The sequence below is a fragment of the uncultured Erythrobacter sp. genome (assembly GCF_947492365.1).
Classification (GTDB): domain Bacteria; phylum Pseudomonadota; class Alphaproteobacteria; order Sphingomonadales; family Sphingomonadaceae; genus Erythrobacter.
On record NZ_CANLMB010000002.1, the window covers coordinates 272625 to 285453 of the forward strand.

Here is a 12829-nt window from a genome sequence, read left to right on the forward strand (position 1 = left end):
AGGGGCAGCTCATGCTTGAAAATATCGTCGGATTCTCGATCCGCCAGCGCTGGTTTGTCCTCGCTATCGTAATGCTGCTTTGCGCGCTCGGCGTGTGGAGCGCGTTGCGCCTGCCCGTTGACGCCGTACCGGACATCACCAATGTCCAAGTGCAGATCAACACCGAAGCGGAGGGCTATTCGCCGCTTGAATCCGAGCAGCGCATCACATTTCCCGTCGAGACCGCCATCGCGGGTATTCCGAACCTCGAATACACCCGCTCGATCTCACGCTATGGCCTGAGTCAGGTGACGGTTGTGTTTGAAGACGGGACCGACATCTATTTCGCGAGGCAACTCGTCAACGAACGCATCCAGCAGGTCAAAAACCAGCTCCCCGATGGCATTGAGCCGCAGATGGGGCCAATTGCCACCGGTCTGGGTGAAATTTTCATGTACGCAATCGAGCCGGAGCCTGGTGCGCGTAAACCCGATGGCAGCGAGTGGACGCCGACCGATTTGCGGACATTGTCCGATTGGGTCGTGCGGCCGCAGCTCCGGACCATTCCCGGTGTCGCTGAGGTCAATACGGTCGGCGGCTACGAAAGGCAGTATCACGTTACGCCGGACCCAATGCAACTTGCCGCACTGGGCCTTTCACTATCGGACGTGGTCGAAGCGCTCGAACGCAACAACGCCAACAGAGGCGCTGGCTATGTCGAGCGCGGCGGCGAACAGATCCTGATCCGTGTGCCTGGTCAAGCCGCGAACGAAGCCGATCTCGGCAGCATTATCGTGGCAACGCGCGGAGGCATTCCGATCCGCGTGACGGATGTGGCGGAGATTTCCATCGGCGCTGAACTGAGGTCAGGTGCAGCAACCGAAAACGGCCGCGAAATCGTGCTCGGTACGGTGATGATGCTGACCGGCGAGAACCCCAGAGTTGTTGCGCAGGCCTCTGCGGATCGGCTTGAGCAAATTACCGCCACGCTTCCCCAAGGTATTATCGCGCATCCGCTCTATGACCGCACCGAGCTGGTCGATCGTACGATCGTCACGGTCGAAAAGAATCTTGCCGAGGGCGCGTTGCTCGTCATCGTCGTGCTGTTCCTGTTGCTCGGCAATTTCCGTGCGGCCCTGATCACCGCTGCCGTTATCCCCGTGGCGATGCTGATGACTCTGACAGGCATGTTGGCTACACGAACTTCTGCCAATTTGATGAGCCTGGGCGCGCTCGATTTTGGATTGATCGTCGATGGCGCAGTGATCATCGTTGAAAACTGTCTGCGACGACTTGGCGAACAGCAAAAACGTCTCGGGCGGCTGCTCGATCGCGATGAACGCTTCGGTCTCGTGGCCTCGGCCAGTGCTGAAGTCATCAGGCCGAGTATTTTCGGCGTCATCATTATCACCGTGGTCTATCTGCCGATCTTTGCGCTCGAAGGGATTGAAGGCAAAACCTTCCATCCCATGGCGATTACCGTCGTGCTGGCGCTGACAGCCGCGATGATCCTGTCGCTGACCCTCGTTCCGGCTGCTGTGGCGATGTTCGTGACCGGCAAGGTGGAAGAAAAAGAGAACCGGCTTATGCGCTGGATCTCGAATGGCTATGCGCCGCTGCTTGGTAAGGTGCTCTCTCGGCCCAAGCCCGTTCTGGCAGGTGCGGTTCTGCTTGTCGTAATCGCGGGCTTTGGCGCAACGCGCTTAGGGTCCGAGTTTATTCCCGAGCTCGACGAAGGTGACATCGCCATGCATGCTTTGCGCATACCTGGCACCAGTCTGTCGCAATCAATTCAGATGCAGGAAGCGCTGGAAGAGCGCATCCGGCAATTCCCCGAGGTGGAACGGGTCTTCGCCAAAATCGGCACACCCGATGTGGCGACTGATCCCATGCCGCCATCGGTGGCTGATAATTTCATCATGCTCAAACCGCGCGCAGAATGGCCCGACCCGCGAAAACCGCGTGAGCAGCTCGTGGATGAACTCAACGAGGCGGTCGCCCTGATTCCGGGCAACAATTATGAGTTTACACAGCCCGTCCAGATGCGGATGAATGAATTGATCGCGGGCGTTCGCGCTGATGTCGCTGTCAAATTGTTCGGCGACGATCTCGATCAGCTTATTGCCAGCGGGCAGGACCTCGAGGAAATCGTTGGAAGCATTCCTGGTGCCGCCGATGTGAAACTTGAGCAAGTTACCGGACTGCCGGTGCTGTCGATCGTTCCCCGCCGTGATATGCTCGCCAGCTACGGCGTGAACATGGTTACCGTGCAGGATATCGTTGCAACCGCCACCGGCGGGCAGCAGGCTGGTCAGATATTCGATGGCGACCGGCGCTTCCCGGTGGTCGTGCGCCTGCCCGAAGACCTGCGCACCGATCTTGACCGGCTGAGCAATCTGCCCGTGCCACTGGCGAACGGCGCATCCGTACCTTTGGGAGAACTTGCGGATATTACGCTGGCTGCCGGACCGAACCAGATCAGCCGGGAAAACGGGAAGCGGCGCGCGGTGATCACTGCGAATGTCCGCGACCGCGATCTCGGGAGCTTCATTGAGGATTTGCAAGCCCGTGTTGACAGCAAAGTTGAGCTGCCAAGCGGATATTACGTCGAATATGGCGGAACATTTGAACAGCTACAATCTGCCACAACCAGATTATCCATCGTGGTTCCGCTGGTGCTGCTGCTGATATTCGGCCTGCTATACACACTGTTCAGGTCATGGCGTGATGCGGGTATCGTTTTCACAGGCGTTCCGTTGGCGTTGACCGGAGGCGTTGCTGCGCTTGCGCTGAGGGATATACCGTTTTCCATCTCGGCGGGTGTCGGCTTCATCGCCCTGTCCGGCGTGGCGGTTCTCAACGGCGTGGTGATGCTGTCCTTCATCAGCGACCTTCGCCAGCGCGGCGAAGCATTGCTCGAAGCGATCCGCCACGGAGCCCTGACGCGCCTGCGCCCAGTGCTGATGACCGCGCTCGTCGCTTCGCTCGGCTTCGTTCCCATGGCCCTGAACGTGGGCGCCGGATCGGAAGTCCAGCGCCCGCTAGCTACGGTGGTGATCGGGGGTGTTCTGACTTCGACCATGCTGACGCTGCTGGTGCTTCCCGCACTCTATCTTCTGGTGCATCGGCGTGAAAACAGCGGTTCAAAGGAGACGCAATGAGCGCGGGACACGATCACGATAGCGAGTCCATGAGCGATGTCCGGCTTGTCTGGGCGGTCTTCGTCAATGTCGGCCTGACGATTGTTCAGATCATCGGCGGGATAGTCTCGGGGTTCGTTATCGCTGATTGCGGACGCTATGCACAACTTCGGTCATGGATGCGTAACTCGCGATCGAAGAAGCGCGCGGCCCAATCTGCTTCTGGCTTAGTGAGCGTTTAGGACCAAACTTGGGCCCCACATTCTTTCGGACTCGGTTCTGTGACGAAGGATCAAACTGTAACTATATCGTTGTCTTTCTCCTTAGCCGAAATGGCCTTGGAGAGTGCCTGCTTTCGGGAATTAAGATCTTGAATGGCTATGTCCTGGATGGGGCGTAAATCGGCCATTTGCTGCGCTCAATCGCCGCGCGGCTCTTGCAGCACAGGGTTTTTCCAGAATGGTTGATCCGAGGTGTCTACAAACCGAGGGGAAAGCGCGCGCAAGTCGAATCTGGCGAGCACACCGTACCCCGCGAATTCGGGATGTAAGGGTATGTTTTGTAATTGAAATAGCGTTTTGGGCGGAATCAACCCGTCCACGAGTAGAGCGGGTTTGCGCCGAACCGCAGACAACTCACTTTGCGATAACTAACTACAATAAAGAGATATTTTCACGCGCTGCGGCGGGTCGCAGAAGAGTTGCGAATTTTTGCGCAAACCGTCGGCGGTTCGCTGCCTTGATAGGCACAAATTTCGCGCACTCGCGGGGCTGATCAAGGTAGTGGCTCCACAGTGTTATCAGCTTCACATGCACTTCCTCTGTGCCTGAGGATGGCAGGCAGCGCTTTCGCTCACAGCGCCAACTCCCCAAGTGCTTTCACCGCTGCATCGCTGGCAAGGTGGCCGTAGTGTCGCTCAATCATTTCGGCGCTCGTACCGGAAATCTGCGCGATCGTCAGAAGCGGAAGGCCTGCGCTCACAAGGTCAGTGATGGTGCTGTGCCGTAAAGTGTAGGCGGTGGTATCGGCTGGCAACTCGGCAGCGGTCACGGCGGTTGCAATGGGCCGTTTCCAACTGTCTTTGTCCCATGCCTTGCCGATGGCGCGCATGAAGAGCGGTGCGCCTGGCAACTTGTTCTTGGCCTGCTTGGCGAGCAATTGTGCTGCCTCTTGTGGCAACTGGATCCGGCGCGGCTTTCCCGTCTTGTCCTTGCCGATTGTCAGCTCCGCCGTGCGCTTGTCGAAGTCGCCAGCCGTAAGCGCCGCCATAGCGCCGGGGCGGAGCGGTAGAAGGCATAGAGCGCGGACAAAGGGTGCTGCCTCTGCATCGGTGTTTTGGATTAGCTTCTTGCGCTGTGTGCGGTCCAGATAGAGCGTACGGCGTCCATTGGCGTTGGGGATAGCCTTTAGGGCTTCCTGCCAAGCCGCTTCGCTATTCGGTGCGCCGGGAGACAGGACCTTGCTCAAGGCTGCTCGCAGGACTGCCATGTCACGATTGACGGTCGAGGGTGCCCGCTCGCGCTCAATTGGATTGCCCTTCTTGCGTCGGCTCACCAGTGCCGGTTGCGCCGCCAGCCGCTCCCGCCATTCCTTCACGTGACGACGGCGGAGCTTGTCCAGCTTCACCTTGGCAATTGAATCCTCATAGACGTAGCGCCTGAAGCGCTGCTCCGCCTCTGGGCGGCTCTTGGCATACTCACGGCAGGCATCGGCTACCGTCTCAATCTTGGCGCGGATTTCGCCGCCCGATTCCACAAGCTCGGCAAGCTTCTCGGCTTCCTTCTTTGCCGCCGCGAACATCTCGTTACCGGGGAGCGTCCCGAAATCGCCAAGCGACTTGACCTGATACTTGTTCGTGTCCTCGTCATAGACGCGAGCGATCCAAGTTCCCTTGCCGCCGCGCTTGGAAGCACGGAAGCCAAGGAAGCATCCGGCGCGCAGCCTTTGCCAATGAGGTTCGCGTTGCACTTTTAAGCGCTCCCGGTTGCCGACTTTGCTCAGATCCAATGCCACTGCTAGTTCCTTCATTCCGTTCCGTATGGAATGCGTATGGAATACATATGGGGATGAGCAGATACAAGCGGGGATACAGAATGATGCAAATTCAACAGGTTCGATGTTTCAGCTTGTCCCGGATTGTGCATGAACTCTGCCCTCCGAAGGCAGAGGCCAGAGGTTCGAATCCTCTCGGGTGCGCCAGTTTCTCCGCTCTCCCCTTTTGGTAAATTCTTGTAAGATGTGGCCAGAATTGGGCACATTCCTTTGCCGAGTTTACAATTTCCCGCTCTAACGGGGCACAGGAAGCCTACGCCGGGAGAGTTGTAGGTCAAACAAGAGCAAAACCAACATGAGAATTGCGATTGCCGATGACGATCCCGAACTGCTCGAGCAGTTGGGAAACGCGATTGACGGGACCAATCACCATTGCGAACGTTTCCGTTCGGGGACCGAGCTTGGGACGTTCCTCAAGCGCGAAACCTGCGATGTTGTGCTGGTCGACTGGAACATGCCGGGGCGTACCGGGCTGGAACTGGTGAAATGGGCTACCACTAGCCTGCAGAAGCCGCCTGCCTTCATCATGCTCACCAGCCGCTCTGACAAGTCCGATGTGGTGCTGGGGCTCGAAGCAGGGGCTATCGACTATGTGGTGAAGCCGGAAAGCGAGGAAGTCATTCTCGCCCGGATCGAAGCAGCTGCGCGGCGGATGAAAGACACGACCTCCGATCGATTTGCCAAGTTCGGCGAATATGAGATCGACCGGGTCACCCGCCAGATCTCGCGCGAAGGTGAGGCCCTCAACCTCACCAACAAGGAAGCCGAACTGGCGATCCTGTTCTTCGAAAATCTCAACCGGCCGCTTTCACGAGCCTATATCTTTGGCGAGGTCTGGGGCAGCGTGCCGCAGGTTGAAAGCCGGACGCTCGATCTGCATGTCTCGCGCATCCGCTCGAAACTCGAATTGCGGCCCAAGCATGGCTTTGCCATTCAAACCGTGTTCGGTTTCGGCTATCGCATGGACAAGATTGTAGAAAACAGCGAGGCTGTTTGATCTCTTCTCGGGGGCTGGAATTGCTGTGAAACTTGATGGATCGCGATCCGTTCTGGCGCTTGCCGGTCTGGCTCTGAGCGCATCGGCGCTGGGCGGCTGTTCGGTTTCCGAGCCGCTCCAACTCCGGTCAACTACCAGCGCCAGCGATGCTGCGCGCGATGCAATCGTGTTCGCTGTGGCTGATGAGGAAGCGGGCACATTGCGCGGGCGGTTTGCTGGCGCATTGCTTGATGCTTTCACCTTCCGCGGGGTGACGCCTCAGCCAGAGGCTCGGCTGGTTGCGGACTTTTCCGTCTCCAAAGGACCTGCCGAAATTGGCATCCAGCGCCCTCCTGCTCCGGCAACCACACTGGAAACCGGGCCTGACTGGATCGAGCCGCCGCGCAATTCACGCCGGTTTGACCGCTGCAAGGCGCAGGAATTGCGCGGGACATTGATGCTGGTTGATCGCCAAAGCGGCGCGTTGGTCTATCGCGGGACCGGAACAGCGACCGAATGCGAGTTTGGCGAGGATGAACTGCGCGCGCTGGCCGATGGGCTGGTTGCGGAATATCTGGGCGGCTGAACCCGCCTTCCAGCCCATTCTACAGAGCGATTGTGAACTGGGTGCCCTCGCCTTCGCGTGAAGCGACGGTGATTGTGCCGTGATGGGCGTCGACCACCTTTTTCACCAGCGCCAGACCCAGTCCCGCGCTTGGCCCAGCATGGGTTGCATGCGCGCCAAAACGGGCAAAGGGATCTTTCAGGCGCGCTTCGGGCAGACCTGCTCCGTTATCGGCCACTATGATGCGCGGCTGATGGCCGCCATTCGCCTCGAGGCGCACTTCTATCACGGAATTTTCCGGCGAATATTTGACCGCATTGCCAATCAGATTGTCGAGCATTCGGGCGATCAGCGAGGCATCGACATCGGCAAAGCATGGCTCTTCGGGTAGGTGTTGCTCGATGCTGATCTGCTTGGCCTCTGCCAGCACATAGGCGCGGTCGCAGGCCTCCTCGATCAAGGCTCCGATATCGCTATCCTCGAGTTGCAGATTGGGGCTTTCGAGCCGCGCGAGCTGGACAAAGTCATCGGCGAGCTTGAGCGTTCGGTCGGCCTGCTTGCGGATACGCGCCATGGTGTCGGCGCCTGACTTCCCGCTCCCATCGCCATTGCCATGCCCGTTCTTGCGGGTGAGACCAATGATCGCGACCTGCGGCGTGCGCATGTCGTGCGAGAGAAATTCGAGCATCTGCTTGCGCTCCTGATCGAGCCTGCGCAGATCGGTAATCTCGCGCAGCGCAAGAATCTCGCCGACAAATTCAGGCACGGTTTCGTTATCCATCGCAGCGCGAGCGATCAGGAAAATGCGCCCGTCCTCGCTCACCATTTCGCTGCCAGACCGTTGCAGGGTCGCACCGCCAAAGACGATCAATTCGTCCAGGGTCGGCTCCTCCATCTCTTGCCAGCCCGAAAAGATCCCCGCGGCGCTTTCGTTGAGCATTTCGACCCGCCCGCGCCCATTGATGACGATCATCGCATCGGGTGCGGCCTCGATCACCTGTTTGAGAAAGGCGAGCGAATCCTGAATCGAGTGGATCAAGCCGCGCATCCGTTCGACCTGGCGCGCGACATATTCCATGCCGCCATAGGCCTGCGCAGGCCGGTCGCCGCGCATCCGCTTTGCCTCCCGGTTGAGATAGCGGCTGACGCGGGTCAAACGCCGCCAGCTCCACAGCGGATAGGCGAGCAGGATCACGATGATCGCGGGCGCAACCGGCAGCCACAACTGACCCAAGGCCAACAGGCCGATGCTTGTGGCAAGCAGAACAGCGACCAGCGCAATTGCGATGTAGAGCGTCATTCGCGGAGGCAGGAACCAGAACGCGATAAACAGCGCCACCAAGGTCGCCGCCGCGATGGAGTTTTGCCAAAAGGCGCTGATCGGTTCGATCAGCGCGTCTGTCATCAGCGCGTTGAGCAGGTTGGCTTGTGTTTCCACCCCGGTCATCAGCCCGACATCGCCTGCAGCGACCGAGAACCGGTCGCCCATCCCCAAAGCCGTTGCGCCGACCAGAACGATCTTGCCTTCGACCAATTCGGGCAGGAACGAGCCGTCCAGAATATCTATCGCGGGCTGGTGCTGGATGCTGCCTTCGGGCTGGAAGGTGATGAGTGCGGTTCCGGCGGTTGCCGCACCCTCTTGTCCATCCAAATGCTTAAGCGCGCGCACCGAAAGATGCGTAAATGCGCCGCGATCGGTGGCAAGTTCGAGGTCAAAGCGGCGCAAGATGCCGTCTGCGTCAGGGAACGCGGCAACATGGCCTATCCCCGCGGCTGCGCGCTCCAGCTGCGCCAGCGGCATCAAGGGATCGACCCCTGTTTGCGCATTCACCCGCGCGGCGAAACTGTGCGGGAGCACGACATTTCCGGCCCGATCGATTGCATCGGCCAGCGCCTGATCCTCTTGCGGAGTTGAGGCTTCGATAAACAGGACGTCGAGCACAATCAGCCGCGCGCCAGCATCGCTCAACTGGTTGACAAGCTCTGCATGCACACTGCGCGGCCACGGCCAGCTGCCCACCGCTTCGAGGCTGGTGTCGTCAATCGCGACGATGGCGATATCATCGCTGAATGCGGGTCGGGCCAACGCCGAGACTTTGTCGAGCAGCTGGTTATCGATCCGCTGTGTCGCCTCGCTTGATTGCAGGGCAATAGCGCCCAGCACCGATAGTGCGAGCAGGATTGCCCATTCAATCGTGAGCCGCATCGTGCTCAATGGAAATTCCCTTTCCGGCCCACCCCGTAAAGGCTCCTGTCTGACTATTCAGTTATGACGAGCGTCTCGGCTGTGCCCCAGATTTTCAGCAGGCCCTCTTCCGCATCGGCCTGCGCGACCGCAACGCGCCATTGATAGCGCCCGCGCTCTAGGTCGGTAAGGATCACTTCGGTTTCGGTAAGGCCGACCTCGTCGACTAGCAGCGTCTGCGGATTGGCTTCGTCCCACAGCTGGAAGGCAAACAGGCTCTCGCCTTCACCATTGGCGCGCCAGGCGAACCGGAAGCCTTCATAGTCATCGCCGGGCCCGGCCTCGGCGGCTACGCCCAGTTGCTTGCGGCGGAAGGTATAGGCTTCTGAACCCCCTTCGAGGCCGTTTGCGGCTATAGCCCGCCCGCGAACAAAATAGCGGCCATCATCGATGTCAGTGAATGTTGTTTGCGTACCATCGACGCGCTGCTCGTTGATGACATCGAGAAAGCCTGCTTCGCGCGCCAGCTGGACGCGGTAGCCTACCGCATTGGCTATCGGTTCAATTGCAAATTCGAGCGCTTCTCCGGTCTGGATCGCTCCGCCATTGATGAATTCGGGCGCGCCCAGCAAGGCCTGCGGCTCGCCGACGCCTTCTGCGCTGCTGGCGATGCCAAAGCCGGCGGGTGCTGCGATCTGGTCGCCTCCGGCTGCGACATTGACTTCGCCTTCGGTGACTTCGGTTAGGCTGAACTCACCGCTTTCAGGATCATAGGCCACGCGGAACTCGGTCCCGCGCACCGCCGTAACCGCAAGCGGCGTGCGCATTTGCAGCCGGTCTTGCCCCTCTAGGCTCGGCGAGCTGGCGCTTGCCCGTCCGCGCTCGACCTTGAAATCCAGATCGAGAGTATTGCCCAGCGTATAGCGCCTCGCACGCACCAGCCGCGCGGCCGTGTTGGACGGCAGCGAAATGCGCGCGCCTTCGTTTGTCAGCAGAGTAACGAAGCCGTTGCGACGGGTCTCGATCACATCGCCCTCGTTCACGGCCTGCTCCGTTTGAGCGCCAGTGCCTGCGATGCTCACCGGGCCGGAGAGCCTGAACACTGTGATTTCAACTGGTGTAAACTCCAGCATCTCGCGCGGGATGCGGATCGCCGAGTTGATCCGCAGGCCTCGGGTGTTGCGCACACGATTGTAATCGCGCAGCTCGTTCACATTCACGCTGTCGAGCAGGAAGCGCTCCTTGATCCCGTAAAGCGTGTCACCCTTCTGGATCGTATAGGTGAGATCGTCGGATTCTTCTGCCGCCGATGGAGCCGCGCTCAGCGCAAGCAAACCGGCGGCACCAACCGCAACACAGTTTCGGATCAGTTTGAGCATGATTTTCCCGTCCCTATAGGTGACAGAGCAATCGCACATAGCGCACAGAACCGCCAGTTTTGCGGCATAGTGCTTACAAGAAATTACGCGCGCAGGATTATGACGCGAAGCCGTTATCGATAAACTCGATCGCGCAACCCGCCAGCATTGCGACACCGCGCGGCAGAGCGCTTTCATCGACATGCATGCGCGGCGAGTGGATTGCGCAGCACGCGCTCCAATCGTCGCCTTCGGGCGCAACACCAAGGAAGAACATCGCGCCGGGCACTTTTTCGAGCAGATAGGAGAAGTCTTCTGCCCCCATGATCGGATCGGCCAGATCGCGCCAGCCATCGCGTCCGCCGATCTCGCGCGCGACCTTGGCGCCGAGCTGTACGGCGCGTTCGTCGCACAGTGTGACGGGGAATCCTTGCACAATTTCGCAGGTGGCTTCGACTCCGTGCGCCTTTGCGGTGAGCGTGGCGGTTTCGGCGATAAGATCATGCACTTTGGCGCGGTGTTCTGCCGACAATGTGCGGATGGTGCCCTGCAACACCGCATCATCGGGGATGACGTTGAAGGTCGTTCCGGCCTCGATCCGTGTGACTGTCACGACCACCGCATTGGTGGCTTTGAAGCGGCGCGTGACCATTGCTTGAATGGCGGAGACAATCGCGGCTGCTGCGGGCACGGGGTCAGCGCAATCATGCGGCATCGAGGCGTGACCACCTCTGCCCTTGACAGTGATCGTGAACTGGTCGGCAGCGGCCATTAGCGGCCCCGCTCGCCCCGCCAGCACGCCGAATTTCGCATTGGGCATGATGTGGAGCGCAAAGGCGGCATCGGGCAGCGGATCGATCAAGCCATCGTCCAGCATGAAGCGCGCACCGTGATGGCCCTCCTCGCCCGGCTGGAACATGAAATCGACCGTTCCGCCCAGTTCCTCGCGCCGGTCGCAAAGCACTCGAGCCGCTCCCGCAAGCATCGCGGTGTGCGTGTCATGCCCGCATGCATGCATCCGCCCCGTGATAGTCGAAGCAAACTCAAGCCCCGTCTTCTCGTCCATCGGCAAGGCGTCCATATCGCCGCGCAGCAGCACGCGCGGGCTATCCTTGCCTGCTTTGCCGCCCACCAATGTTGCCACTTCGCCGGTTGTCGAAGGGCCAGAGCGCCATTCGAGCGGGAGGTCGGCGAGCGCCTCGCGCACTTTGGCCATCGTCATCGGGCAGTGCAGACCCAGTTCGGGTTCGGCATGGATCGCGCGTCGCAGCGCAATGATTTCGGGCGCGAGCATGTCGGCGGATTTGAGCAGGTTTTCGGTCAGCATGGGAGCAGGATTAGCGCGGGTTTGACGGTTAGGCCAATGCCAAATCCGACGCATTGTCGCAGACTAGAGCAGACCTTGTCCTTGCCAAAATGCGATCTCCGCCAATGTAGCCCGGCAACGACACCCTTCATCGATTGTATCGCGCCGCACAAGAAGGCGGTGGCAAAACCCCCGTTCGCTGAGTAAAGGACTTCGTATGGCACCGCCGATCTACGAATTCGCGCAAGTGCCGCATGTGGATAAGCATGCGGAGCGCGATGCGCGTGCGCGTCGGCAAAAGGCCCCAGGCGAAGCGCCCTGTGTCGGTGTTATCTACAACCCGCGCAGCCACGGTAACCAGGGTGCTGATTTCGACTGCGGGATCACTCCGCATGTTCACATCGCGCAGCCCGGTGATCGCTCGCAATTGCCAGAGGCGCTGGCTGAATTTGCCCAGCGCGGGATTGATCTGCTGGTCATCAATGGCGGTGACGGGACAGTGCGCGATGTGCTGACTTGCGGTGCGGGGATTTTCGGCGAGAATTGGCCAGCGATCGCTGTCCTACCCAAAGGCAAGACTAACGCGCTGACCGTCGATCTCGGCGTGCCGGGCGACTGGACTTTGCAGCAAGCGGTCGAGGCCTTTCAGGCAGGTAAGCGCATCCACCGCCGCCCAATCGAAGTGGCAACGCAGGGCGATACTCCAGCGGGCAAGGTGCTGGGCTTTATCCTTGGCGCGGGCGCCTTCACGACCGCGACCAAAGCCGGGCAAGGCGCACACAAGCTGGGCGCGTTCAACTCGATGGCGGTTGGTGTCACGGCCGCCTGGGGCATCCTGCAATGGTTCTTTGCCGGACCCACCAATTCCTGGCGGCGCGGCTCTCCGATGAAAATCCATCTCGGTGAGCAGCAAACCCCGATGGAGCATAGCGGCCTTGGATCGCCCGATTGGAGGCAGTTTATGCTGGCCTCCACGCTGGAGGTTCTGCCTGCAGGTATCAAACTGTTCGGCCCCCTGACCAAGGGGTTGAAGATGATCGTGCTCGACCAGATTCAGCGCCGTTCGATTCTCCTCATTCCGTCGGTCTTGCGCGGCAAAGTGCCGAGCGGGCTGCGCGAACGCGGCATCCACCAGATCAGCACGCCGCAATTCACGCTCGACATCGAAGCCCAGTTCATTTTCGACGGCGAAGCCTTTCCTGCGGGCAAATATCGCATCGGGCAGGGTCCCGAGCTTGAATTTGTAACGCCCTAGGGCGACAAGCGCG

9 protein-coding genes are annotated in these 12829 nt (G+C 59.9%); 5 read left to right on the plus strand and 4 right to left on the minus strand.

Annotated elements, in window-relative coordinates; genetic code table 11:
* Positions 1-11 precede the first annotated feature (11 nt).
* Both Q0887_RS12665 and Q0887_RS12670 read left to right on the plus strand, forming a co-directional pair.
* Complete coding sequence (locus Q0887_RS12665) at positions 12-3140, plus strand: CusA/CzcA family heavy metal efflux RND transporter (RefSeq protein WP_299195947.1); 3129 nt, start codon at positions 12-14, stop codon at positions 3138-3140.
* Entirely contained in the window at positions 3137-3361 is a 225-nt protein-coding gene (locus Q0887_RS12670; RefSeq protein ID WP_299195949.1) for a hypothetical protein, read from the plus strand. Before Q0887_RS12665 ends, Q0887_RS12670 begins: the two co-directional genes overlap by 4 nt.
* A 610-nt stretch (positions 3362-3971) precedes the next feature.
* On the opposite strand, the gene Q0887_RS12675 is transcribed toward Q0887_RS12670, so the two are convergent.
* A complete protein-coding gene (locus Q0887_RS12675) occupies positions 3972-5087 on the minus strand; it encodes a tyrosine-type recombinase/integrase (protein WP_363317675.1) in 1116 nt (371 codons plus the stop codon).
* Positions 5088-5466: 379 nt separating this feature from the next.
* Here Q0887_RS12675 and Q0887_RS12680 point away from each other — a divergent pair, with 379 nt between their 5' ends.
* Complete coding sequence (locus Q0887_RS12680) at positions 5467-6168, plus strand: response regulator transcription factor (protein WP_299195953.1); 702 nt, start codon at positions 5467-5469, stop codon at positions 6166-6168.
* 25 nt (positions 6169-6193) lie between these two features.
* A complete protein-coding gene (locus tag Q0887_RS12685) occupies positions 6194-6733 on the plus strand; it encodes a hypothetical protein (protein ID WP_299195955.1) in 540 nt (179 codons plus the stop codon).
* A gap of 19 nt (positions 6734-6752) precedes the next feature.
* On the opposite strand, the gene Q0887_RS12690 is transcribed toward Q0887_RS12685, so the two are convergent.
* The 3 genes from Q0887_RS12690 to Q0887_RS12700 all read right to left on the minus strand — a co-directional run bounded on the left by Q0887_RS12690 (position 6753) and on the right by Q0887_RS12700 (position 11582).
* Complete coding sequence (locus Q0887_RS12690; protein WP_299196750.1) at positions 6753-8918, minus strand: CHASE2 and HATPase_c domain-containing protein; 2166 nt, start codon at positions 8916-8918, stop codon at positions 6753-6755.
* A 53-nt stretch (positions 8919-8971) separates the two neighbouring features.
* Positions 8972-10276: a FecR domain-containing protein gene (locus Q0887_RS12695; protein WP_299195956.1), complete on the minus strand. Its 1305-nt coding sequence runs from the start codon at positions 10274-10276 to the stop codon at positions 8972-8974.
* Positions 10277-10373: 97 nt separating this feature from the next.
* On the minus strand, positions 10374-11582 hold the full coding sequence (locus Q0887_RS12700; protein ID WP_299195958.1) for a M20 family metallopeptidase: 1209 nt from the start codon (positions 11580-11582) through the stop codon (positions 10374-10376).
* A gap of 196 nt (positions 11583-11778) precedes the next feature.
* On the opposite strand from Q0887_RS12700, the gene Q0887_RS12705 reads away from it, so the two are divergent.
* Entirely contained in the window at positions 11779-12816 is a 1038-nt protein-coding gene (locus tag Q0887_RS12705) for a diacylglycerol kinase family protein (RefSeq protein WP_299195960.1), read from the plus strand.
* Positions 12817-12829: the final 13 nt, after the last annotated feature.